Consider the following 23,808-nt stretch of genomic DNA (forward strand, 5'->3'; position numbering starts at 1 on the left):
CTCACGCAGGCTCGACGGTCACCTGGTGGCTGTTGCCACCGACCGTCACGTTGTAGTTGACCGGTCCGGCGATGCCGGCAGCGCCGGTGCCTTCCTTCTCGGCCTTCAGCTGTGCCTCGGTCATCGCGACGCTCTTCGGGCCCTCCGGACGCTCCTTGAGGAACTTCGGGGCGACTCCCGGGAACAGGGCGTTAGTGAGAACGTCCTCGTCGGTGCCGTCGAAGCCCTCGAGGCCCTTGGCCTGCTCAACCAGCTCATCCCACTCGGGCTCGAGCAGGTCGGCGGGACGGCAGTCGATCGGCTCCTTGCCGGTCTGCTTCTTGGCCATCTCGACGATGTCGGGGTTGAGCTCACCAATCGGCTTGCCGTAGTAGCCGAGCATCAGGTCGGCGAACTCGGCGGTGAGGTTCTTGTACTCGCCATTGCCCATGAGAACGTTGAACACGGCCTGGGTTCCGACGATCTGGGAGGACGGGGTGACCAGCGGCGGGTAACCGGCATCCTTGCGGACGCGCGGCACCTCCTTCATGACCTCGTCCATGCGGTCGCCAGCGCCCTGCGCCTCGAGCTGGGACTCCATGTTGGAGAGCATTCCGCCCGGGATCTGGGACTGGAAGATGTTGGTGTTGACCAGCGTCTTCGACTCGAACTTCTTGTACTTCGGACGAACCTTCTTGAAGTGGTCACGGATCTTGAGGAGGCGATCCATGTCGAGGTCAGTGGTGTACTCGGTGCCCTCGAGCATCTCGACGAGGGACTCGGTCGGGTTGTGGCCCGGACCGAGCGACATCGAGGAGATGGCGGTGTCGACGACGTCGACGCCAGCCTCGATGGCCTTCTGCAGGGTGACCAGGGTGACACCCGTGGTGGAATGGCAGTGCAGGTTGATCTGCACGTCGGGGTGGTTCTCCTTGATGCCCTTGATGATGTCAAAGGCGGGCTGCGGCTTGAGGAGGGCCGCCATGTCCTTGAAGGCGATCGAATCGGCACCCATGTCGATCAGGCGATCGGCCTGCTTGATGAAGCTCTCCGGGGTGTGAATCGGGGAGGTGGTGTAGCAGATGGTGCCCTGAGCATGCTTGCCGGTCTTCTTGACGGCCGACATGGCGTGCTCGAGGTTACGCGGGTCGTTCAGTGCGTCGAAGACACGGAACACGTCCATGCCATTCTCGGCCGACTTCTCGACGAACTTGTCGACGACCTCATCGTTGTAGTGACGGTAGCCCAGGAGGTTCTGGCCACGCAGCAGCATCTGCAGCCGGGAGTTCGGCAGCAGCTTGCGGAAGGTGCGCAGACGCTCCCACGGGTCTTCGTTGAGGAATCGGATGCAGGAATCGAAGGTAGCTCCACCCCAGCACTCAACGGACCAGAAGCCTGCCGCATCGATGTCGGCACAGGCATCGACCATGTCCTCCATGGCCATGCGGGTGGCAAGCAGGCTCTGATGCGCGTCGCGGAGCACGAGCTCGGTAACGCCAATCTTTCGCGGACTCATGGCTCCATGATTCCACTTGCCGAGAGCGTTTGGGACAGGTGGGCCCCTTTTTCACACTTGAACCGTGTTCAACTGATCAATTGCCCGTTGAGGATATCTCTGGGTGGAATCGTCGGTGACATGATGCAACTACGGCTGAGACCTTGTGCCCCACTCCCATGGTCCATCCGCAGGCCCTCATGGAACTACTCGAGAGCTCTGACGCCGCCCGCATCGTCATCGTCGATGTGTCCCCTTGCCGCCCTGGCGTGCCGCATGTCCCTGGAGCCCTTCCCTTCGATCTCGACGGCCCCATGAGCGACCAGTCGACCGGACTTCCCCACACGATGCCATCGGTGCCCCAGTTCCAGGCACGACTGCGCGAGCTGGGCGTCAATAATGACTCCCACGTCATCGTCACCGAGGACGACTTCCTTTTCGCATCCGCCCGGCCGTGGTGGATGATGCACGCCTGTGGCTTCGACAATGTGTCGATCCTGGAGGGTGGAAATGCCGGCTGGGTGGCCGCTGGCGGACACCTGACGACTGACATCACCCCGACGGTGGAGCCTGGCAATGTCACCCTGACTGCGATTCCTGGCGCCATCGTCGACCAGGAAGAGGTACTGCGCATCATTGCCGCCGCGGATGACCCGAACGCTCCTCGCATCGTCGATGCCCGCTCCGCCGAGCGGTTTGCGGGCAAGGTCGCGGAGCCCCGCGTCGGGCTGCGTGCCGGTCACATGCCGACGGCAACGAACTTGCCTTACACCCAGGTCATCGACGACGGCCGGGTTCGCCCCGTCGAGGAGTTGCAACAGCTGGTCAACGATGCCGCGGGCGATCGTCCCATCGTCGCGACGTGCGGCTCCGGTGTGACAGCTTGCGTCATCGCGCTGGCCGCAACCCTGGCCGGACGCAAGGACGTCGGCATCTACGACGGCTCGTGGAGCGAGTGGGCGCGGCCCGGAGACACCCCGGTCGTCACCGAGGAGTGAGTCACCGCCACGGTCGCTTCGGGCACCACCCGACATCTCATCAGGCTGGAAAGTGTGATCGCACCCCCAAATCCTCATATCAATAGCATCGCGCAATACCCGGAACTCAGCGCAGGTTAATCTCTCCTTGCATACTACCAATATCCATCATGGGGATACACTTCGACCCCAGGGGAGAAACAGTGACCATCCACAGAAGAACCTTCCTCGCCCTAACGGCCGCCACCTCAATTGATACTTCAGCCATTCGAGGGTGCGTAGGAGCTATCGATCGTCTCGCCAGAGATGTGCCACTCGAAAACTGAGGCAAGACAGTCACTTAACGACTATGCATCCATCCAAACATCGATTGACACTGGGGCACCGGATGTTCTGGGACAATTCCTAGGACTCAACGAAGTCGTTCTTACAGGAAGCCAGGATACTTCTACCCACCAAGGTCGTTTCCAAATAGTCACACTCACTCTCCGGTACGCCATCGACGACAATCACACCTGGGCCGAGACTATTCCCGTCATCCTGGCGCTCCAGGGATCTCATATCCAAAACATCATCATCCCCTCAGCCGATGACATCGGCACATTGCCAGAGCCTCTTCGCCAAGCGATCCTTGCACCAAAAAAGACATTCACCGCGGCGAACTCCCCGATCCAGCACCGTCAACTGCCGAACTTTACGAGATGGAGGCGTGAACCAATCCGGAGCTAAGCGAGAGATCAGCCGGCAAATCAGGCCGTTTCAAAGCAGCCGCATACGCCAACAAATACTGGTCGCACTACAACGGCGCCTATCGCCGCTTTGATGGCTCGGGACGGGGAGGAGACTGCACGAACTTCGTCTCTCAATGCATGGAGGCATCTGGTTGGGGATACACCGGGAACCTAGTATGGAAGAATAGAGACAGATCATGGTTCTACCTCAAATGGCCTCGGTACACCTCAGCATCATGGGTTACCGTCGGAAAATTCCGATCATTTGCGCTAGCGAATAAACGCACTAGGCTCGCCGACATGTGGCACGGAAACGTCGTTCAATGTGGATACAATAGTGCGTGGTATCATAGCATGATCGTCGCAGGAAGAAGCGGAAAATAGCCGCTCCTGACCTATCACAGCACCAACACCCACAACATACCATTCTTTGCGCTTCAAAGGAGAGTTAATTCAGCTGGGAAAAAGAAGCACCTGGGACGGACAACATGGACACTTCACTTGACATGAATTCAGCTACCGCCCGGAGAGATCAATGAACATCAAAGCTGTTCTAATGTATCTGATATGTGCCATCGTGGCCGCTGCTGCCGGGATTGGAGGCACGCTTCTGGTGCAGCATCATGATGACGAACTTCAGCCAAGTGACGTCGCCATAGCGGCCTACTTCGCCGAGGCCATATCAACCCCTGACACTATTGACAACGACCGCGTTCAGGACCTCGTCGCACCCAATACCGACTGGGATGGTCATTCCAGGAAAGCCGAAGAGTGGGGCCAAGCCATTTTCAAGGCCTACCACGATGACAACGCCGGGCCAAACGAAGGAATCCTTATTTCCGAGGGGCCTCTTCCAACACGATCAGCGGACATCTATTCACGTTCGACAGCAGAACCAATCATGACCGTCATCATGACCTCCGTTGATGGAAAGTGGCTCGTCGACTGGAACGCAACAGTGCGGGCCAACGACACTCCACCTCCACCACTGCCATCGCACCGATGACCGCAAGAATCCCGGCCAATCCTCACCATAGAACTGGCCGGGATTCTGCACAGGCATACTCAGGCGTTGACCGAGGTGCCCTTCGAGCCGAGACGCTCACAGGCCTCGATGACTCGGGCAGCCATGCCAGCCTCAGCCTTCTTGCCCCACGAGCGCGGGTCGTACATCTTCTTGTTGCCGACCTCACCGTCGATCTTCAGCATGCCGCTGTAGTTGGAGAACATGTGATCGACAACCGGGCGGGAGAACGCGTACTGGGTGTCGGTGTCCACGTTCATCTTGATGACGCCGTAGGACACCGCGTCAGCGATCTCCTGAGCGGTGGAGCCAGAACCACCGTGGAAGACGAGGTCGAACGGCTTGTCCTTGCCGTACTTCTTGCCGCACTCGTCCTGGATCTCCTTGAGGATCTCCGGACGCAGCTTGACGAAGCCGGGCTTATAGGCGCCGTGGACGTTGCCGAAGGTGAGGGCGGTGATGTAGCGGCCCTTCTCCCCCAGGCCGAGGACCTCGAGGGTACGCATGCCGTCGGCGACGGTGGTGTACAACTTCTCGTTGATCTCACCGGTGACGCCGTCCTCCTCGCCACCAACAGCGCCGACCTCGATCTCGAGGATCAGCTTGGCCTTCGAGGTGCGAGAGAGCAGCTCCTCGGCGATCTGCAGGTTCTCCTCGACCTCGATGGCCGAGCCGTCCCACATGTGGGAGTTGAACAGCGGGTCCTGACCCTTGTCGACGCGCTCCTGCGAGATGGCGATGAGCGGGTTGACGTACTTGTCCAGCTTCTCCTTCTGGCAGTGGTCAGTGTGCAGGGCCACGTTGATCGGGTAGTTCTTGGCGACGACGTGGGCGTACTCGGCGAGAGCAACCGCGCCGGTCACCATGTCCTTGACCTTCTGACCCGACAGGTACTCAGCACCACCGGTGGAGATCTGGATGATGCCGTCGGAGCCAGCCTCGGTGAAGCCCTGGAGGGCAGCGTTGAGCGTCTGGGAGGAGGTCACGTTGATGGCCGGGTAGGCAAAGCCCTTCTCCTTCGCGCGATCGATCATCTCGCCGTAGACCTCGGGTGTTGCGATGGGCATATTGCGCCTTCCTGTATGAACTCGCGATGACGAGAGTTCATTCTTCCGCATTTACCCGGGTGATGTCAGTCCGGGACTCCAGCACGCTCAAAGGTGCTGCGCAACGCACATCAGTCGGCGGTGTCAACCCCTGCTTGCTCGACGCACACCCGGCCGCCCGACGCTATTGAGACTGCGGCGTCGATGTCTGCTGGCGGACAATCCAGCCAGGACAGCGGGACTTCCCACTGACGGCCATCGTCAGCATGGACGACGAGCCCGGGGCCCGACCTGATGGACGACCCACCCACCTTGATGGACGCCATGTCCTTCCAGCCGATCTCGTCCATGGTCGGTGCGGCGAAGTCCTCCTCCCCGGTCCGCAGTATCCGTCGCACGCTCAAACCGTCGGAGTCGACGATGAGGGCTGGCCCTTCCCCGACGTCGAGGAGATCCTTGCGCGCAGCATGCAGGCGCAAATTCTGAATGACGAAGAGCACCAGGAACAGCACCACCCAGGCACCGAACATCCACATCACGGTGGACAGTTCAAAGGCGTCAGCCGTCAACGCCCACAGCAGGCCACCGATGATGACGACGACGAGGGCTTGCACGGCAAGACGGAATCTCGTCGCGTGATGGTGGGCAACCCGGGAGGCACTCGGCACTGGATTGAACGCCACCACCAGTCGTCCTGGGTCCTCGGCGGGCTGTGTGCTCATGGCACGAGCCTAGGGGGTCGCGGTTTCCCTGTTCGGTCGGTGGGTAGGTTTGGGGCCTCGCACCACTGGGTCGTCCAGGCGTACATGGCGATCGCGGCAGCGGCTCCGGCATTCATCGAACGAGTTGACCCGTACTGGGTGATGGCCACCAACTGGTCGGAGCCTGCGACGACCTCGTCGGTCAGTCCAGAGCCTTCGGAGCCGAAGAGCAAGCAACAGTCCTGCGGGAGTCTTGCCGTTTCCAGCGGCACCGATCCAGGCAGGTTGTCCACTCCGACAGGGGTGACACCGTGCTCGTCAAGCCACTCCAGGAAGGTGGGGACGTCCGGGTGGTGATAGACGTGCAAGTACCGATCGGTCACCATCGCACCGCGTCGGTTCCAGCGTCGTCGTCCCAGAATGTGCACAGCCGCGACGTTGAAGGCATTTGCGGTGCGCACCACGGAACCGATGTTGAAGTCGTGCTCCCAGTTCTGGATGGCCACATGCAACCGGGACCGTCGGGTGTCGAGGTCAGCGACGATGGCCTCCATCGTCCAGTATCGATAACGATCGATAACATTGCGTCGATCCCCCGATGCCAACAGTTCAGGATCGAGTCTTGGGTCGTCAGGCCATGGTTCGGGCATCGGCCCGACACCTACGACTGTGGTCGTCTTCTGGCTGGGAATCTGCAGTGAGGGGGCCTCTGCGAGGCCGCCATCGGTCGGGACACACACGAACCAAAGATAGTCTTGGCCCATGCCGAGTCTCCTCATGACCCTCCCTGCCCTGCTCACCCCCGCCTGGATGGACCCACAGGCCATCATCCAGGGCGCCGGTGCTGCAGCCCTGTGGATCGTCGCGCTGATCGTCTTCGTGGAATGCGGCCTGGCCGTGTTCTTCATGCCCGGAGACTCTCTGCTTTTCGCCCTCGGAATGTTTGCTGCCGTGGGCGTCAACTCCTCCGTCCCACTGGTCCATTACGGGCCCCCGGCAACGACCCTCGTCGTCGTCAACCTCGTCCTCATCATCTGCGCCATTTCCGGAAACATCTGCGGTTACTGGATCGGCTACGTGGTCGGCCCCAAGCTCTTCCGGGAGCGAGAGGGGTTCATGGGCAAGGTGTTCTCGCCCAAGCACGTCGACACCACCCACGACTTCTTCCGCAAGCACGGGTCGGTGGCCCTCATCCTCGCCCGATTCGTGCCGATCGTCCGTACTTTCGTCACGATGATCGCTGGCGTGGGCCGGATGAACTTCCGCAAATTCATCACCTACACCGCCATCGGCGGCGTCCTCTGGGTGCTCATCGCCGTGCAGGCCGGTTACTTCCTGGGACAGATCCCCGTCATCCGCAACAACTTCGAGGCGGCTCTGCTCCTCATCATCGTGGTATCGGTGCTGCCGATGCTCTTCGAGTGGCTCAAGGCCCGCCGCAAGGGCCAGGCCAGCCGACCTCAGTCGGCGGAACGTTCCCGCGTCGAGTGACGCTCGGCTCACAATGTGACGCGGGGCTGGCCAGCATCATGCTGACCAGCCCCTCTCGCGCTCATCGAACTCGTCTGCCACCCACCGCGGTCTGCCATGGCTGGCCCTGCCCTGGTTCGAGCCACCCTTCCTCCGGCGGGTTGGCAATGACCTTGTCACGTTCCGCGACGGCCTTGATCCATGCGTTGACGGGACCACTCCAGACCGTCGCCAGCACGGCAGCCACCGTCATGACTCCGATGACGTCAAAACCTCTCATGAACTCGTTGCCTCGCGAAAGTCTCCACATCCACACCAAGGACAGCACGGTGAACAGATAACGGTCGATGGCATGGCCACGACCCATAGTCACAGTCAGAACACAACCCGCCAGGGGGATGAGCAGGTACTGCACCCAACCCCCCGAATCCATGCCCAGGGCGAACGACGTCAGGACCGGACCAAGTGTCGTCTGACTCTGGCTGCGCCCGGCTGCCCACATGCCACAGACGACGAGGGCCCACAACACCGAGAAGCCGATGACGATAACCCGTGCCACGACGATGGCTGACGGCATGTCTGGCAACGAGGGCACATGGCTGTACTTGGGCTTGCTGTCAGAGCTGGGATTGGCCATACCACCATCATGTCACCTGGGGCGGACGCGCAGGAGAGTTCTCTGAGCCGCTCAGGAGAAGAAGGTCGCCCCTCGGGGTGGCCCTGGAGAGGGCTCGACGTCGTCGTCACGAAACGGTGCGGCGTCTGCGAGAAGCTTCGTCAGGGCTTCCCCGCTGATGAGCCGGAAGGGGAAGGCGGCCCCGCTGCAACGTCGCACCAGTTCCTGCTCGTGCAGCGGTCCGTTCGAGCCCGCCAGGATGATGTTGCCGTAGCGACGCCCCTTGAGGGTCGACGACTCTGCGGCCAGACAGACATTGGAGAACACGTCGCCAGCGGCCCTGACGACCCTCTTGGTCCAGGCCAGAGGGGCCGAGTCGGCCAGGTTCGCCACGACGATGCCGTCAGTGTGCAGGATGCGCAGGACGTCGGTGAAGAACTCGACGGTGACCAGGTCAGCGGGCACTCTCGCACCGTCGAAGGCATCCAGGATGACGACGTCAGCGAAGTCCTCGCGCATGGCGGCGATCCCAGAGCGTCCGTCGACGGGCCGCACCTTGATCCCGGAACGAGGCGGAAGCGGGGCCTTGAGCCGCACTTCCTCGGTGAGCTCGGTATCCGGCTCACAGACGATCTGCGGGCTCGTCGGACGGGTGAACGCCACGTACCGTGCCAGACACATTCCTGCCCCGCCGACGTGAATGACGCGCATCCTCTCCCCCGCCGGGCGGTGGACGTCAAGGTGATCAGCGATACGTCCCATGTAGTCGAACTCGAGATGAGTGGGGTCATCCGGGTCGATCCAGGACTGATCAGCCCCGCCGACGCGGACAATCCATGCTCCTGGGGTGTCTGGATCGGGCACGAGACGCTCGTGCCGCTGGTGGAGGTCAGGGGCAATCACGGACTCGACCCTATCGAGGCTGTCGACGCTATTCGTCGCCACCCTTTTCCCTGCGGATCCGGTTGCGACCTGGTCCAGCGTTGCGAGCCCGCCCGGGACGACCCCCGTCGGGCGCGCACCGACTGTTCGTCCTCTCGTCCACCCGCGTTCACAAACCCGTGGGACCGCTGTCGCGCCCGTCTGCTCTGATGAAATGCGCGGCTGTGACGGAGAGTGTCCAGCCATGAGTGTCGAGGAGCCATACACATGTCGTCGATCAGTCGTCGCCACCTCATCCTGGGCGGGGCCGCCATCACCCTGGCCGGGGTAGCCGTTCACAAGGGCTGGCCAGCCAACGCTGCCCCTTACACCACCACCGGGGTGGTCGAGGATGGGCCCGGTATCCGTGGCTGCATCGCCTTGCTGCCCGACACCCAGTTCTATTCACGATACGGCGTAGCCACCGCCGACCTCTTCACCAAGCAGTACCCCGGACTACCCAACCCGTATGACTGCCAGACGAAGTGGATTGCCGACAACACGAAGACCTACCGGATCGAGATGACTCACCACTTGGGTGACGTCGTCGATCAGTCCGGCAATGGCCACGAAGACCAGTTCGTCGTCGCCTCCCGCGCCATGAAGATCATGGACGACGCCAAGGTGTCGTACTCGATCATCCCCGGCAACCACGACGTCGCTAACGACTTCAAGTACTACCGCACGTGGTTCCCGAAATCTCGGCAGAAGTCGTCACCCAGTTTCAAGGCCATGGGCCCCAGCGGACTGTCCAACTGGCACGCATTCTCCGTCGCCGGAGTACCGATGATGGCGGTCAACGTCCCGTGGGGTTCCGACACTGCCGACCTCGACTGGGCCGAGTCGGTGCTCAACGCCCACCCGACGGTGCCGACAATCATCACGACCCACCAGATCATCGACATCTCGCCGGAGGGGACCGCCCTGTCGACCGCCTTCGGCCAGCGCATCTGGGACCGCCTCGTCAAGACCCACAACCAGGTGTTCCTCACCATCAACGGTCACCACCACGGAGCGACGAACCGCATCCTCACCAATGACGCCGGTCAGCCGGTGTTCCAGCAACTCCTCGACTACCAGATGGCCTACCAGGGTGGCAACGGACTCATGGCACTCATGGAGTTCGACTTCACCCACAACCAGTTGTCGCAGACGGCCTTCTCACCGTGGGTGCCGCTCAAGGGAGCCAAGGCCAACTCCTTGGACCGCGCCCTGTTGGAGGGCCCCGGCGACACGTGGTCGACGCACTTCGACTTCGCATCCCGGTTCGCCTCCTTCGGCGCTGACTTCCACCCGACCGGCGAGGTTCCCTCGGCCACCAAGGCGCTGCGCGACCATCTTCTGAAGACTTTTACCCCGATCGCCGAGCTGCCACTCGTGCCACCGGTTAACGATCAGGACTACCCCAAGGTTCCCGGCACCGTGGCGCACTGGCGGCCGACGTCGGTCGACGGAAAACTCATCGAGAAGGACATCACCGAGAACGGCAACGACATGAAGCTCATGGTGGCCGGCCTCGCCCCGGACTCGGCCGCCCTCGTCGACGATCACATGAACTACTCGTCCGGAATGCAGGCCATCAAGCTCGTACCGGCGTCCAAGGGCAACTTCTCGTACTTCGCCACGAGCAAGGACGCCCCCATCAACAAGGAACGGTTCACGAAGGGCTACACCTTCGAAACCTTCATCAATATCGACAAGGACTACAGCGACCCCAACTACTGGAGCGCCTTCCTGAGCCGAGGCGGCACGCGCAACGACCTGCCGAACTTCAACGTCCCCGGTGCCGACGACAGTGATCTGGACGAGCCGCCGATGGCAGGGGCGATCTCAAGCCTCAAGGAGATCCAATGGGCGTTCACCGACATCGCCCCCGTCGGCATGGGCTACTCTGACTGGTCCGGCGACGTCGACCTGGGCAAGTGGTACCACATCGCGGTCGTCGACGACCCTGCCGAGGGTTCGGTCGTCATGTACGTCAATAGCGTACCCATGTTGCGCAACCAGTACGGCACCAAGGGGCAGGCCCACGGCATCAACGGCTTCGACGACCTGCCGTGGATCATCGGAGGCAGCACTTACGGCGGCGCCATGGACAAGGGCTTCTTCGGGCTCATCGGTGAGATGCGCTTCATCGACCATCCGACCACGCCTGAGCAGTGGCTCACGGCGCGCGCCACCAAGTCTTCTCCCACGCCGGCTTCCTCCACGACGCCGACCTCGACCTCTACCACCACCCCGTCGGGAACGGCATCCTCGACGACCCCGTCGGCAACGACACCCTCGACGACCCAGTCGCCCGCGGCCCCATCGTCTGGGCCCTCAGTGACGGCACCGTCGAGGTTGCCGCGCACCGGTCGCTGAGACCGGCACATCGCTGACCTGTGGGTGTTGGGGCCGCGAACTCACGGCCCCAACACCCACAGGTTCGAAAACTCGGCTGACCCGTCATCGGCTCGTCAGGCCGTCGGAGTCCGCGGCGACGTCGAAGGTGACCATGTCCCCGTCCTGCACCTGACCGGAGAGCACCTTGCGAGCCAACTGGTCTTCGATGGTGGTCTGTATCAGACGACGCAGCGGCCGGGCGCCGTACACCGGATCGAATCCCGTGGTCGCGAGCCATTCCTTGGCGGCATCAGTGGTCTCGACGGTGATCCTGCGATCAGCGAGCCTCGAGTTCAACTTGGCCAGGTTCGTCTCGACGATCCGAGCAAGATCCTCACGGGAGAGCGGGTCGAACATCACGACGTCGTCGAGTCGGTTCAGGAACTCGGGACGGAATGCCGCACGCACCGCATTCATGACGGCCTCGTGCTTGGCCTTGTCATCGAGGTTCGGATCCGACAGGAACTGGCTACCGAGGTTGCTCGTCAGCACCAGGATGGTGTTTCGGAAGTCGACCGTACGACCCTGACCGTCGGTGAGACGGCCGTCATCGAGCACCTGCAGCAGAATGTTGAAGACGTCCGGATGAGCCTTCTCCACCTCGTCGAGGAGGATGACCGAGTATGGACGACGCCGCACGGCCTCGGTGAGCTGACCTCCCTCCTCGTATCCGACGTAGCCCGGAGGGGCACCGACCAGGCGCGAGACGGAGTGTTTCTCCATGTACTCGCTCATGTCGATGCGGACCATGGCGGTCTCGTCGTCGAAGAGGAACTGGGCCAGGGACTTGGCCAGCTCGGTCTTGCCGACGCCGGTCGGTCCGAGGAAGAGGAAGGATCCGGTGGGCCGGTTCGGGTCGGAGATGCCCGCCCGGGAACGACGCACCGCGTCCGACACCGTCTTGACGGCGCGCTCCTGGCCGATGAGGCGTTCGTGCAGGCGCTCCTCCATGTGGAGCAACTTCTCCTGCTCGCCCTGCATCATTCGACCGACGGGGATGCCGGTCCACGAGGACACGACCTCGGCGATGTCGGAGGTGCCGACCTCCTCGGAGACCATCCGGGAGCCGTTCTCCTCGGCCTTGTCAGCCGCCTCAGCCTCCTTCTCCAGGGCCGGGATCTGGCCGTAGAGGATCTCGGAAGCCTTGCCGAAGTCACCCTCACGCTGGTACTTCTCGGCGGAGGTGCGCAACTGATCGATGCGGGTCTTGAGCTCGCCGACCTCGTTGAGGCTGGCCTTCTCGGCCTCCCAGCGGGTCTCGAGCCCACGCAGGGTCTCCTCCTTGTCGGCCATCTCGGCGCGCAGCCTCTGCAGACGCTGCTTGCTGGCCGGGTCCTCCTCCTTCTCGACGGCGAAGATCTCCATCTTCATGCGGTCGACCTCACGACGCAGGGTGTCGATCTCCTCCGGGGAGGAGTCGATCTCCATGCGAAGACGGGAGGCAGCCTCGTCAATCAGGTCAATGGCCTTGTCAGGGAGCTGACGCGCGGTGATGTACCGGTTGGACAGGCTAGCGGCCGCGACGAGGGCACCGTCGGTGATCCGTACCTTGTGATGGGCCTCGTAGCGCTCCCGCAGACCACGCAGGATGGCGATGGTGTCCTCCACCGAGGGCTCACCGACGAAGACCTGCTGGAAACGACGCTCCAGGGCGGGGTCCTTCTCGATGTGCTCGCGGTACTCGTCAAGGGTGGTCGCGCCGATCATCCGCAGCTCACCGCGAGCCAGCATCGGCTTGAGCATATTGCCGGCGTCCATCGCGCCTTCGCCAGAAGCTCCGGCACCGACGACGGTGTGCAGCTCGTCGATGAAGGTGATGACGTGCCCCTCGGCCTCCTTGATCTCGTTGAGGACGGCCTTGAGACGTTCCTCGAACTCGCCGCGGTACTTGGCGCCCGCGACCATCGAGGACAGGTCCAGGGAGACGACCCGGCGACCCTTCAGGGAGTCGGGGACGTCCCCGGCCACCACTCGCTGGGCCAGCCCCTCGACGACGGCGGTCTTGCCGACACCGGGCTCGCCGATGAGGACCGGGTTGTTCTTGGTACGTCGCGCCAGGACCTGGACGACGCGACGGATCTCCTGGTCGCGACCGATGACTGGGTCGAGCTTGCCGGAGCGAGCGCGCTCGGTGAGATCGACGGAGTACTTGGCCAGGGCGGACTCTCCGCCCTCGGACTCCTCGGAGGTGACGCGACGGTCACCACGTCCCTCGTTGAAAGCGGACGCCAGGGAATCGGGCTTGAGGCCGAGACCCGCGAGACCGCTCTGGACGTCGGAGGGAACCGCCGTCAGGGAGATGAGGAGGTGTTCGGTGGCGACGAAGGAGTCACCCATGGCCTCAGCACGGTTCTGTGCGTCGGCAATCACCCGAGCAAGGGCACCCGAGAGCTGCGGCTGGGCGACGGATGCTCCCGAGCTCGACGGCAGGGCACGCATGGCGGTAGTTGCGACGGCGTCAACCCGTTGCGGATCGATGCCCAGGCCAGCCACCAGGGGGCCGACGGTGTTGTCCGGGATGGTGAAAAGAGCATGAAGAAGATGCGAGGGCTCCACGGACGGATTCCCGTGGGCCAACGCGTGCCGAGTGGCGGCGGTGACCGCGTCACGGCTCATCGTGGTGAGATTGGTGTCCATTACCTGCCTCGCTGAAGTTGAGTTGCTATGACTCAAGTATGGACCTTCATTCGGCGCAGTCAAGTAGGGTTGAGCTCCATCGACTCAACTATGCCGACAGCAGAGGAACGCACCTCGTCACGACCACCAAATCCCCTTGTCACCGACAAAATACGGCGACGCCGCACCTCACAGCACGGCGTCGCCAATTGTCATCGCTGCGACAGCGGCGGCCTCAGAAGCCGTCGAGACGCGATCACAGGTGGGGTTTCACCTGAGTGTTGTAGATGTTCTCGAGGGTGGAACGCAGCTTGGTCATGGCCGGCTTCAGCTCGGCACCCTGCTGGATGACCGAGGCGATGGCCTTGGCGATCTCCTGATCGCCACCGGGCAGGAAGACGCGAGCGTAATCCTGCGGACGGGTGGCGTCGAGCTGCTTGATGGCCTCACCGATGAGCGGGTTCTCCTTGAGCAGCTTGGAGGTGTCGGAATCGTTGCAGACCGGCATGTAACCGGTGGCAGCGGAGAAATCGACGGTGTTCTCGGCATTGGTGAGGAAGCCGATGAACTTGGCGGCGGCCAGCTGCTTCTCCTTGCTGGAGCGAGAGCAGATGGCCACACCGGCACCACCGGTCGGGCAGACCGGCTTCTCGACGGCAGGTCCACCGGGCAGGAACCCGACGCCGACCTTGAACTTGTTGCCGACGGCCTTCTGGACGCCGACGAGCGAGCCGGTGGAACCGATGGTGGCCGAGCAGGCGCCGGCAGCCATGTCGTCGGTGGACTCGTTGGAGGAGACTCCGGCCCACTTCTCCTTGAGGACCGCGTCACGAACGACCGTCAGGGCCTTGATGGACTCGTCGGAGTCACAGATGATGTCGAAGGAGTCCTTCTTGGACCAGCCGCCGCGGTATCCCCACAGGATGTTCTGCAGGGTCCAGCCCGCGTAGTCGGTGACCGACGGGAACTGGTAGGCGTGCTGAGCTCCGGTCTTGGCGTCCTGCAGCTTCTTGGCCCAGGTCCTCCACTCGTCCCAGGTCTTCGGGGCGCGGTCGGGCAGACCGGCGGCCTTGAAGTGGTTCTTGTTGTAGTAAAACAGCGGGGTCGAGCGGGAGAAGGGCAGGGCGTACAGGCTGTCCTTGTAGCGGTAGTCGTCGATGAGGCCCTTGCGGTAGGCCGAGACGTCAACCTTGGCAGCCTTGAGCAGGTCGTCCAGCGGAGCGATGGCGTCCTGCATGTAGTAGCGAAACCACCAGACGTCGGAACCGATGATGACATCAGGGGTGTCCTTGCCGGTCAGCGCGGTCTGGAACTTCTGCGCAACCTCCTCGTAGGAGGAGCCGGCCGGGACGATCTTGACGGAGATTCCTTCCTTCGCCTTGAAGTCGTCGCAGATCTTCTTGGTGACGTCACCGGACCCGCCTGGATTGTTGGTCCAGAAGGTGATGTCGGTGGCGGGCTTGACGTTGGCGTAGTCAACCTTCTCGGCAGCCTTGGAGGCTCCCTTGCTGGAGGAGCTGACGGCGGAGGGGCCCGAGCACGCGGCCAGGCCCAGGGTTCCGGCCCCGAGGGCCGCCATGGTCAACAGCCGACGACGGCTGATGGGGTTGAGGTCGGACATGGTGATGCTCTCCTTGTGGATCGAGTCGAACGTGAAGCGGGGACGGATGGGAACTCGCGCCGGAAGGAAGACCGGCAGCGTCACTGGGTCAGCGGACGCAGGTCACTTGACCGCGCCCTGGGTGAGTCCGGCGACGAGGTATCGCTGGAGTAGGACGAAGATGAGGAGGACCGGGAGGATGACGAACACGGCACCAGCCATGAGGATCGGATAGACGCCGGCGTCGGAGTCGACGGCCTGCAAGGCGGTGAGCCCCACCGGGAGCACCATCCGAGAGGTGTCCGAGGTGATGACCAACGGCCAGATGTAGTTGTTCCACTCGTCGACGATCGTCACCAGGGCGACCGTCGCGATCGCGGGAGCTGACATCGGGATGACCATCCTGAACAGCCGGGTCATGTGGCCTGCACCATCGACCTCGGCAGCTTCCATCACCTCGCCCGGCAAGGACAGGAAGTGCTGACGTAACAGGAACGTCCCGAAGGCCGTACCCAGGCCGGGGAGAATGATGCCCCAATAGGTGTTCACTCCCCCGAGCTGGGAGATGAGGACGTAGTTCGGGACCAGGGAGACCTGGGCGGGAACCATGAGGGCAACGAGAACCAGGATGAAGATGATCTTGCGTCCCGGGAAGTGCAGGAAGGCGAAGGCATAGGCGCTGGTGCAGGCCAGGACGAGCTTGACCGTCGCGCCAATGGCAGTGACGATCACGGTGTTGAGGAAAAGCTGCGGGAAGTCGATGGTCCGGGAGGCCTGACGGTAGGCGTCGAAACTCCAGTGATGAGGCCACCAGACGACGTCCTGGCCAACGATCTCGGACGGGGTCTTGAAGGATCCCAGCACCATCCACAGCAGCGGCAGGACGACGATGAGGGCGGCCAGGATCATCGGCAGGTAGCCCGTGAAGGCCTTGGAGACACCGGACTCGGCCCCCACGACCGACTCGTCGACCTTGTGGGAACGGCGGATGTCGGCGCGACGAACGGCTGCATTCAAGCTCACGAGTAGTGCACCCGCCTTTCGAGGAAGCGCATCTGGATGACGGTGAGGATGAGCAGGATGACGACGAGAACCGTCGACTGAGCGGCCGAGTAACCGGCGCGGTTGTACGTCCCGAAAGCCTGGATGTACGAGGAGTACATGAGGGTCGAGGTGCCCTGACCCAGCGGGGTCATGATCTTGATGATGTCGAAGGCCTGCAGGGAGGACAACATCGTCGTCAGGGTGAGGAAGAAGGTCGTCGGGGACAGCAACGGCCAGACCACCGAGCGGAAGGTGCGGCGACGGGAGGCGCCGTCGAGGGCTGCCGCCTCGAGCAGGTCGCGCGGAATGCCCTGCAGGGCTGCCAGGTAGATGACCGCGCAGTAGCCGAGGTTCTTCCAGACGTAGACGATGATGACCATGACCAGGGCCAGATGCGGGTTGTTGAACCACTGCGGCACCGGAAGGTGCATTCCCCGCAGAATCGCGGAGAGGACGCCGGTGACGGGGTCGAAGATGAACATCCACACCATGCCGATCCCCACACCGGAAAGGACGTACGGTGCGAAGACGACGGCTCGGGCGACGTTACGTCCCACCAGTTGACGGTTGAGGACGACGGCCAGCCCGAGGCCGATGAGCATGGAGAATCCGACGGTGGCGACGGTGAAGATGAGGGTCGTCGTCAGGACAGTGCCCGCGTCGCGAGTGAAGAACTCGACGTAGTTCTGCAGCCCGACCCAAGTGGCATTGGCCGAACCGAGGGTCCAGTCGAGAGCCGAGTAGTAGATGTTCAGGAAGAACGGTCGGTAGACGAACAGTGCAATGAGGATCGCGTTCGGGGCCACGAAAGCCAGGAAGAGCAATGCCTCCCGTCGCATTCTCCGGCTCGGGCGACGTCTGGGCACTCGATGTGGCGTGGCTGTGGACGTGATTTGTGAGGTGGCCGTCGACCTGGCTTGCGGCACTGGATCCGACGCCGGTGACGTCGCCATTCCAGACGACGTCGCGCCCACCGGCACGGCTTCGTCGACTCCGATGTTCACCCGCCCTCCTCGAGGTCTCATTGCCGCTCTCTCACAGGCAGCACCAGGGAAGGACACTAGGAAGCCGAGATGTCATCATCTCGATGATCAGATGACATGGACCGGACCCCAAGATGAACTCTTATGTCAAATCGTCGGGAGGATCACGAAAATGAACCTTTTTTCGTGATACACGGGGTCTTCAGGTGGCGTCATGACACCATTTCATGGCAGCCGAAAGGCAGTTTCGTGAAGGTATGAAATTTGTCAGTCAGACAATAATTTTTCGAGTTTGTCAGCCGTGTCCTGCCAATCCGTGACGGCGACGCACGGGATGCCCATGACCTTGACGGGGTAGTCGTTACCGTGCTCGTCGAGGCGATCCCCGTAGAAGAGCACGTCCTCCTTGGACAGGCCCGTCACAGCGAGCAACTTGCCCATCCCGAAGGACTTGTCGCGGCCGACGCGGGTGATGTCGACGGAGGTGGATCCGCCGGCGCGCACCTCGAGGTCCGGAAGCTTCGCCGCCACGACCTCGCGGAGCTTGAGCTTCTTCTCACCGCTGGGATCCCACGCCTTCTTGGCATCGACGGGGGCCTGCTGGCCCAGGGCGGAGAAGGTGATCTGGGACTCTCGATCCTCCAACCTCGGCCCCCAGGTGCGCTCCTCCCACAACCCCAGGTTACGGGCGCAGGTCTCGACGGCATCGATGGCGCGGGACTTCTCGTCCTCGGTCAGCGCCTCGACGTAGATACGCTGCCATTCTCCGTCAACGCAGCGGAAGTACTGGGTGCCGCAGGCGGGCAGCAGGTGGAGACGATCCAGGTGAGGGGCATTGACGTCGTCAAGGGCCTCGACGACCTGAGTACGGAACTGGCCGAACTGACCGCCGGAGATGACACAGACGCTGGTGTGATCCAGCAGCCGCGAGAGGATGCGCGCCATGGGCTCAGGGAGACGGGTCTTCGAGGGGGCCAGGGTGTCGTCCAGATCGAACGCGACGAGTTTGGGGCTCACAGCAGCATTCTACAAGGCAGACAGCCCTCCACACCACCGTTCACCCTGTTCCGAGGCCGTTTGCGTCCAACCGGAGCCACTCTGCGTGCCAAGGCTGGGCATCCATCCCATGACACGACGACGGGCCCGCGAGTTTCCTCGCAGGCCCGTCATACGACGAAGGGTCAGGACACCGAAGCAGCGTAAATCGAATCGATGGAGCTGCGGAGGGTCTCGTCGAACTCCTGCTGGGACTGGCCGTGGCTCAGCCCCTCGGCGAGAGCACGCGAGAAACTCGCGATCAGTCCGTGGTTGCGAGCCAGCTTCTCATTGGCCTCCTCACGGGAGTAGCCACCGGACAGAGCCACAACACGGAGAACCTTCGGATCCGCAATGAGATCGGTGTACAGGTCATCGGTCGTCGGAATCGTCAGCTTCAGCATGATCCTGGCGTCGAGAGGCAGAGCGTCGATGTGCTCACGAATGAGGTTGTGGAGCCTCTCCTCCGCCTTCTGCTTGTTCGGGGCATGGATGTCGACCTCAGGCTCGAGGATCGGCACCAAGCCAGCGGCGCGGACCTGCTCACCGAGCTCGAACTGCTGATCGACGATCTTCTTGATGCCGTCCTTGTCGTCATCAAGAATGACCGAGCGCTCCTTGGTGCCGAAGATGTGCTTCTCCTCGACAGCGCGATGAAGGAGCTCGTCAAGACCGGGGATCGGCTTCATGACGCGGACGTGGGACTCCTCGTCGGCCAAGCCCTTGTCGATCTTGAGGAAGGGGACGATGCCCTTCTTCTGCCACAGAAAATCACCGGTGGGAATTCCCTCGATCTCACGATCCATCGTCATCTCGAACAGAATCGCGGCAAGAATGTGGTCGCTGGTGAACGACGGGCTGGTGATGATCCTGGTCCGCATCTCGTGGACCAGATCGAACATCTTGTCCTTGTCGTCGCCGTAGACCTCGGGCTCCACCCCGTACGCCTTGAGAGCCTTCGGTGTGGAGCCTCCGGACTGGTCCAGAGCGGCAATGAATCCGGGCGCAGTTCCCATACGTTCAGTCTGCTGGGCGCACGCATCAGTAGCTGTCATAGCGACATCTCCTTCGACTTCGATGGCGTCTTCCAACGTACCCGAAAAAGCGGGACAAAAAAGTCTAGCGAGGTATTTCGTGCCATCCTCGCGCCATCCTCACCAAACCGGGAGCGCGACGGTTTCCAATGTCGATCCGATCAACGGTGACGGCGATGAGCGTGGCCGATCCGGTATCGGCCATCGCCTGGACGAAACCGTGCAAAACCGGGCCTGGGGTACTCAGTTGCGGTGCTCCCTCAGTGCTGGGTATCCACTCAGTTCCGACGAAGTGGTCCGCACCGGGTACCGCGAACGCATCTGCCAGATCGGTCCGGTCCGCATCAAGCATGTGGACGACGACGCGGGCCCCCTCCTTCAGAGCCGCCAAGGTCGTCGAGCCATTACCCATCGACACCGAGACGACGGCAGGCACGACTGATACTGATGCCAGGGAGGACACCGTCAGCCCCTCCGGACCAGCTGCACCCATCGTCGTCAGGATTGCCACGCCGGCAGGATGTCCGCGAAAAGCGGTCGCCAGCTCAGTGGCCAGTTCGTGAGTTGGACTCGGTGTGGGGTTCGGCGTCGTCACGCCCTGAGTTTGTCACCAATCTCACGAAGGACGCCAGACAGTCTCACTCAGGGATCATTTACATCATGATCGTCGCGACGACGAGGACGACGTTGAGAGCTGACACCGCAACGACGACCGTCCACGAGATGACGGACATGACGCGACCATTCGCCCATTGACCCACCAAGCGTCGGTCCCCCGTGAACCGCGCCAGTGGCACGAGGGCCAGCGGCAACCCCATACTCAGGAGGACCTGGCTGAGGACGAGGGCCCTGGTCGGATTCGCTCCCGACGCCAGGATGATGAGGGCCGGGATGATCGTCACGAGTCGACGGACGAGCATGGGCACTCTCATGTGGAGCAGCCCTGCCATGATCTCAGCCCCGGCATAAGCACCTACCGACGTCGAGGCCAACCCCGACGCAAATAGTCCGATGGCGAAGATGACCCCGATCGTCGACCCCAGGGAGGAGCTGATGGCCGCGTGGGCCTCGGCGATGCCGTCAATCCCCTCGACTCCCTGCAAGCTCGCCGCTGCCAGCAGCAGCATCGCGATGTTCACCGATCCGGCCAACACCAGGGAGACCGCGACGTCCCATCGCGTCGCCTTGAGAAGTCTGGAGATCTGGCTCGGCCGATCATTCACCCCGTGACGATCTCGCACCAGTGAGGAGTGCATGTACACCGCGTGTGGCATGACGGTGGCGCCCAGCATCGATGTGGCCAACATGACCGTTTCGGTGCCTTCGAACCTCGGAACCATGCCGGAGGCAATCCCGCTCCACGACAGGGGCGAGAAGGCCAGTCCTGCCGTGAAGCCAATGGCGACGACCACGAGCATCCCGATGATGACGATCTCGAAAGTACGCTGCCCGTGACGAGACGGGATTGCCAGGATCGCCAGGGACAGCGCCCCAGTAACGAGACCTCCGACAAGCAACGGTAGGCCGAAAAGCAGCTCCAAGGCCACTGCCCCACCGATGACCTCGGCCAGGTCCGTCGCAGCCGCGACCAGCTCGGCCTGGAACCAGAAGGCCAGCCGACTACTTCGACGTGGTAGAGCGTCCCCGACGAGCTCAGGAAGGGAATGGCCCGTGACCAGTCCCAACTTGGCCGACAGATATTGCACCAGCATCGCCATGACGTTGGCGATGACGAGCACCCACACCAGCAGGTAGCCATAGCAAGCCCCTGCCGAGAGGTTCGCGGCGACGTTCCCGGGATCGACATACGCCACGGCCGCGATGAAGGCCGGGCCCATCAGGCGTATCAGTCGGGAACGGTTCTGCACACCGCAATCATGTCCCCTCGGCCGCGGACCTCCCAGCGGAGCCACAGCCAACGGCCATGTTTTCGGAGAGAGCTGAACGGTCACGGCCGGTCGGATTCTCCTTAAATCCATCGACGGAAGGATGTGACTCATCCGTTCTGGCCGTAGGGTCAGAACGGTGAGCAGCACTTCCGTCCCCACACGTCGTCCCCCGGGACGTCTGCGTCGTGGCTATCGATGGTTGCGCGCGCACCCCATGATCCTCGACTCGGTGTTCGCCTTCATCGTCGTTGTGGTCACCGTGGTGTCCTGGGCTCAGCAAGACCATGTCACTGCCCATGAAATATGGATGCTCGTGCTGGTCCTAGCGGTTGCAGCCTCCTGGGTGTGGGCCCGCACCAGGCCGGAGATCACGGCGGCAGTACTGGTCGGCTCACACCTCGTCCAGCTTGCGATGACGACCGACCCGTGGCCGCAGAACGTTCTGGTACCCATCATTCTGTACCAACTCTCGCTGAAGACCGAGAGACCACGGCGCAGCTTCTGGCTCGCACTGTGCTTCGTCGCCCCGATCGCCGCCGCGGTGAGTTGGGGATTCGACCCCAGGTCCGATCTGAACACGCATACGAAGCTGCTGCGCTCCGGCATCATCGCGATCGGGTGCATGGCATGTTGTCTGGCAGCCTGGTTCGCCGGAAGTGCGGCTCGGGATCGTCGCCAGACCATGGAGGCGTTGCGCCAACGCGCCATCGACCTGGAACGCGAACGCGACCAGGGCATCCGTCTTGCCACTCAGGAGGAACGCGCCAAGATCGCCCGGGACATGCACGACATCGTCGCCCACTCCCTGTCGGTCATCGTGGTGCAGGCCGACGGTGGCTCCTACCTCGCCCACCACGAGGAGGTCGGCGACGCCGAGACCCGTCTGGCAGCCAGCGCCCAGGCTCTCGACACGATCGCCACGACCGCCCGTCACGCCCTCGACGAGACCCGCCGTCTCGTCGGGGTGCTGCGCGACGACGACTCCGACCCCGAACTCGCACCCACCCAGGGCCTTGACGACATTCCTCGTCTGGTCGAGGAGATGAAGGGAGCGCTGTCCATCGACCTCAGGGTCGAAGGAGACCCGGAATGCCACGAACCCCTCTCCCAGGGCGCCCAGCTGGCCTGTTACCGCGTTGCCCAAGAAGCCCTCACCAACGTCCTCAAGCACGGCGGTCCTGCCGCCACTGCCCAGGTCATCGTCAGCCATCACCCCGACGACGTCACCCTGGAGATCCTCGACGACGGACGAGGAGCCGGGGTGACTGGCATCGAGCGGGCCGACGGGGCAGGGCACGGCCTGGTGGGAATGCGCGAACGTATGTCCGCTTGGGGTGGCACCCTTGAGGTGGGGAGTCGCCCGGACCACGGGTTCCGAGTCCACGGCGTCATCCCCACCCATCAATCATTCAGTAATCGTCAGTCCGAGCCCCGAAGGACCATGCCATGACCGACCCGATCCGACTCCTCCTAGCCGATGACCAGCAGATGGTTCGGGCCGGATTCCGTCTGGTCCTCGACGCCCAGCCCGACATGACCGTCGTCGGGGAGGCCAACACCGGCGCCGAAGCCGTCACCCTCGTCGATGAGCTGTCCCCCGACGTCGTCCTCATGGACATCCGAATGCCCATCCTCGACGGCCTGGGCGCCACCGAGAAGATCATGGCCGCCCACACTGAGGCCAGGATCCTCGTCTTGACGACCTTCGACCTTGACGAGTACGTCCATGCTGCCCTGCGCGCCGGAGCGTCCGGATTCATGCTCAAGGACGCCGGTCCGACGGAACTGCTGGCTGCCATCCGAGCGGTTCGTGACGGCGACTCGGTCGTCGCCCCGTCGGCCACCCGTCGTCTCATCGAACGCTTCATCCCTCGTCAGGGGGAGGGTGCGCCGACGATGACCGACCCCAAGCTCATAGATTCGCTGTCCGACCGGGAGCGCGAAGTGCTCACCTGCGTCGGCGAAGGGCTCACGAACACCGAGATCGCCGAGCGGCTCTACCTGGCCGAGACAACCGTCAAGACCCACGTCGGGCACATCCTGTCCAAACTCAACCTGCGCGACCGGGTCTCCATGGTCATCACTGCCTACGACGCCGGACTGGTTCGGCCCGGCCGCTGACCTTTCGGACATGAGGGGCCTCAGCCCGGTCCTTCTGCGGACGAGCTGGGTCCTCCTGCAGTAGGAGAGCGGGAACCGTTCCCGGGACTGATGTGTGACGAGGGACAACGCCCATAGCGTCAAAGGCGTTGTTGCACCTCG

The 23,808-nt window shown here is 62.8% G+C and carries 20 protein-coding genes and 1 pseudogene; 7 read left to right on the top strand and 14 right to left on the bottom strand.

The window, feature by feature from the left end; genetic code table 11:
* Position 1: 1 nt before the first annotated feature.
* On the bottom strand, positions 2 to 1,495 hold the full coding sequence (locus ACP8ML_RS10615) for a methylmalonyl-CoA carboxytransferase subunit 5S (RefSeq protein ID WP_063279340.1): 1,494 nt from the start codon (positions 1,493 to 1,495) through the stop codon (positions 2 to 4).
* Positions 1,496 to 1,653: 158 nt separating this feature from the next.
* Here ACP8ML_RS10615 and ACP8ML_RS10620 point away from each other — a divergent pair, with 158 nt between their 5' ends.
* The 3 genes and pseudogenes from ACP8ML_RS10620 (at position 1,654) to ACP8ML_RS10630 (ending at position 4,188) form a co-directional block, all read left to right on the top strand.
* Entirely contained in the window at positions 1,654 to 2,472 is an 819-nt protein-coding gene (locus ACP8ML_RS10620) for a sulfurtransferase (protein ID WP_212750691.1), read from the top strand.
* A 794-nt stretch (positions 2,473 to 3,266) separates the two neighbouring features.
* A pseudogene (locus ACP8ML_RS10625) lies at positions 3,267 to 3,566 on the top strand (amidase domain-containing protein); the annotation flags it as partial.
* Positions 3,567 to 3,756: 190 nt separating this feature from the next.
* A complete protein-coding gene (locus ACP8ML_RS10630) occupies positions 3,757 to 4,188 on the top strand; it encodes a hypothetical protein (protein ID WP_117189455.1) in 432 nt (143 codons plus the stop codon).
* Positions 4,189 to 4,247: 59 nt separating this feature from the next.
* Here ACP8ML_RS10630 and fbaA read toward each other — a convergent pair whose 3' ends face one another.
* The 3 genes from fbaA to ACP8ML_RS10645 all read right to left on the bottom strand — a co-directional run bounded on the left by fbaA (position 4,248) and on the right by ACP8ML_RS10645 (position 6,603).
* Positions 4,248 to 5,273, bottom strand: a complete 1,026-nt coding sequence (gene fbaA / locus ACP8ML_RS10635) for a class II fructose-bisphosphate aldolase (RefSeq protein WP_065673526.1) — start codon at positions 5,271 to 5,273, stop codon at positions 4,248 to 4,250.
* A gap of 110 nt (positions 5,274 to 5,383) precedes the next feature.
* Complete coding sequence (locus tag ACP8ML_RS10640; protein WP_065673563.1) at positions 5,384 to 5,866, bottom strand: hypothetical protein; 483 nt, start codon at positions 5,864 to 5,866, stop codon at positions 5,384 to 5,386.
* Between the two features lie 104 nt (positions 5,867 to 5,970).
* Positions 5,971 to 6,603, bottom strand: a complete 633-nt coding sequence (locus ACP8ML_RS10645) for a TrmH family RNA methyltransferase (protein WP_306453173.1) — start codon at positions 6,601 to 6,603, stop codon at positions 5,971 to 5,973.
* Between the two features lie 112 nt (positions 6,604 to 6,715).
* On the opposite strand from ACP8ML_RS10645, the gene ACP8ML_RS10650 reads away from it, so the two are divergent.
* The gene (locus ACP8ML_RS10650; protein WP_015582070.1) at positions 6,716 to 7,444 is read left to right on the top strand and encodes a DedA family protein; all 729 of its coding nucleotides are present in this window, start codon (positions 6,716 to 6,718) and stop codon (positions 7,442 to 7,444) included.
* A 61-nt stretch (positions 7,445 to 7,505) separates the two neighbouring features.
* On the opposite strand, the gene ACP8ML_RS10655 is transcribed toward ACP8ML_RS10650, so the two are convergent.
* Positions 7,506 to 8,000, bottom strand: coding sequence for a hypothetical protein (locus ACP8ML_RS10655; RefSeq protein WP_171048630.1), 495 nt, complete (start codon positions 7,998 to 8,000; stop codon positions 7,506 to 7,508).
* 111 nt (positions 8,001 to 8,111) lie between these two features.
* A complete protein-coding gene (locus ACP8ML_RS10660) occupies positions 8,112 to 8,939 on the bottom strand; it encodes a spermidine synthase (protein ID WP_117189456.1) in 828 nt (275 codons plus the stop codon).
* Positions 8,940 to 9,188: 249 nt separating this feature from the next.
* On the opposite strand from ACP8ML_RS10660, the gene ACP8ML_RS10665 reads away from it, so the two are divergent.
* Complete coding sequence (locus ACP8ML_RS10665; RefSeq protein WP_486702927.1) at positions 9,189 to 11,324, top strand: LamG-like jellyroll fold domain-containing protein; 2,136 nt, start codon at positions 9,189 to 9,191, stop codon at positions 11,322 to 11,324.
* A gap of 84 nt (positions 11,325 to 11,408) precedes the next feature.
* Here the strand turns inward: ACP8ML_RS10665 and clpB are convergent, their stop codons facing one another.
* From clpB to ACP8ML_RS10705, 8 genes are all read right to left on the bottom strand, one after another.
* On the bottom strand, positions 11,409 to 13,982 hold the full coding sequence (clpB, locus tag ACP8ML_RS10670; protein WP_486702928.1) for an ATP-dependent chaperone ClpB: 2,574 nt from the start codon (positions 13,980 to 13,982) through the stop codon (positions 11,409 to 11,411).
* A gap of 235 nt (positions 13,983 to 14,217) precedes the next feature.
* Positions 14,218 to 15,582 (bottom strand): ABC transporter substrate-binding protein, encoded by a 1,365-nt coding sequence (locus ACP8ML_RS10675; protein ID WP_462581856.1) that lies wholly within the window; start codon positions 15,580 to 15,582, stop codon positions 14,218 to 14,220.
* Between the two features lie 102 nt (positions 15,583 to 15,684).
* Positions 15,685 to 16,584, bottom strand: coding sequence for a carbohydrate ABC transporter permease (locus ACP8ML_RS10680; protein ID WP_065673532.1), 900 nt, complete (start codon positions 16,582 to 16,584; stop codon positions 15,685 to 15,687).
* On the bottom strand, positions 16,581 to 17,444 hold the full coding sequence (locus ACP8ML_RS10685) for a carbohydrate ABC transporter permease (RefSeq protein WP_063284245.1): 864 nt from the start codon (positions 17,442 to 17,444) through the stop codon (positions 16,581 to 16,583). The genes ACP8ML_RS10680 and ACP8ML_RS10685 overlap by 4 nt, the downstream gene beginning before the upstream one ends.
* 411 nt (positions 17,445 to 17,855) lie before the next feature.
* Complete coding sequence (locus ACP8ML_RS10690; protein WP_486702929.1) at positions 17,856 to 18,605, bottom strand: HAD-IIB family hydrolase; 750 nt, start codon at positions 18,603 to 18,605, stop codon at positions 17,856 to 17,858.
* Between the two features lie 164 nt (positions 18,606 to 18,769).
* On the bottom strand, positions 18,770 to 19,714 hold the full coding sequence (locus ACP8ML_RS10695; RefSeq protein WP_171048625.1) for a fructose bisphosphate aldolase: 945 nt from the start codon (positions 19,712 to 19,714) through the stop codon (positions 18,770 to 18,772).
* 28 nt (positions 19,715 to 19,742) lie between these two features.
* On the bottom strand, positions 19,743 to 20,252 hold the full coding sequence (locus ACP8ML_RS10700; RefSeq protein ID WP_065673536.1) for a flavin reductase: 510 nt from the start codon (positions 20,250 to 20,252) through the stop codon (positions 19,743 to 19,745).
* Between the two features lie 58 nt (positions 20,253 to 20,310).
* Positions 20,311 to 21,495, bottom strand: a complete 1,185-nt coding sequence (locus ACP8ML_RS10705) for an Nramp family divalent metal transporter (RefSeq protein WP_486703073.1) — start codon at positions 21,493 to 21,495, stop codon at positions 20,311 to 20,313.
* Between the two features lie 265 nt (positions 21,496 to 21,760).
* Here ACP8ML_RS10705 and ACP8ML_RS10710 point away from each other — a divergent pair, with 265 nt between their 5' ends.
* Positions 21,761 to 22,996 carry a sensor histidine kinase gene (locus ACP8ML_RS10710; protein ID WP_065673538.1) on the top strand — a complete coding sequence of 412 codons (1,236 nt, stop codon included), beginning with the start codon at positions 21,761 to 21,763 and terminating at the stop codon, positions 22,994 to 22,996.
* Complete coding sequence (locus ACP8ML_RS10715; RefSeq protein ID WP_004809284.1) at positions 22,993 to 23,667, top strand: response regulator; 675 nt, start codon at positions 22,993 to 22,995, stop codon at positions 23,665 to 23,667. The genes ACP8ML_RS10710 and ACP8ML_RS10715 overlap by 4 nt, the downstream gene beginning before the upstream one ends.
* Positions 23,668 to 23,808: the final 141 nt, after the last annotated feature.

The organism is Cutibacterium sp. LaCa_255, from assembly GCF_057458005.1.

Coding starts and splice junctions, on each gene's coding strand:
- ACP8ML_RS10705 (WP_486703073.1), bottom strand. CDS start 21,495: ATGGGCCCGGCCTTCATCGCGGCCGTGGCGTATGTCGATCCCGGGAAC.
- ACP8ML_RS10710 (WP_065673538.1), top strand. CDS start 21,761: ATGATCCTCGACTCGGTGTTCGCCTTCATCGTCGTTGTGGTCACCGTG.
- ACP8ML_RS10650 (WP_015582070.1), top strand. CDS start 6,716: ATGCCGAGTCTCCTCATGACCCTCCCTGCCCTGCTCACCCCCGCCTGG.
- clpB (WP_486702928.1), bottom strand. CDS start 13,982: ATGGACACCAATCTCACCACGATGAGCCGTGACGCGGTCACCGCCGCC.
- ACP8ML_RS10685 (WP_063284245.1), bottom strand. CDS start 17,444: ATGCGACGGGAGGCATTGCTCTTCCTGGCTTTCGTGGCCCCGAACGCG.
- ACP8ML_RS10715 (WP_004809284.1), top strand. CDS start 22,993: ATGACCGACCCGATCCGACTCCTCCTAGCCGATGACCAGCAGATGGTT.
- ACP8ML_RS10615 (WP_063279340.1), bottom strand. CDS start 1,495: ATGAGTCCGCGAAAGATTGGCGTTACCGAGCTCGTGCTCCGCGACGCG.
- ACP8ML_RS10620 (WP_212750691.1), top strand. CDS start 1,654: ATGGTCCATCCGCAGGCCCTCATGGAACTACTCGAGAGCTCTGACGCC.
- fbaA (WP_065673526.1), bottom strand. CDS start 5,273: ATGCCCATCGCAACACCCGAGGTCTACGGCGAGATGATCGATCGCGCG.
- ACP8ML_RS10675 (WP_462581856.1), bottom strand. CDS start 15,582: ATGTCCGACCTCAACCCCATCAGCCGTCGTCGGCTGTTGACCATGGCG.
- ACP8ML_RS10645 (WP_306453173.1), bottom strand. CDS start 6,603: ATGCCCGAACCATGGCCTGACGACCCAAGACTCGATCCTGAACTGTTG.
- ACP8ML_RS10655 (WP_171048630.1), bottom strand. CDS start 8,000: ATGCCGTCAGCCATCGTCGTGGCACGGGTTATCGTCATCGGCTTCTCG.
- ACP8ML_RS10665 (WP_486702927.1), top strand. CDS start 9,189: ATGTCGTCGATCAGTCGTCGCCACCTCATCCTGGGCGGGGCCGCCATC.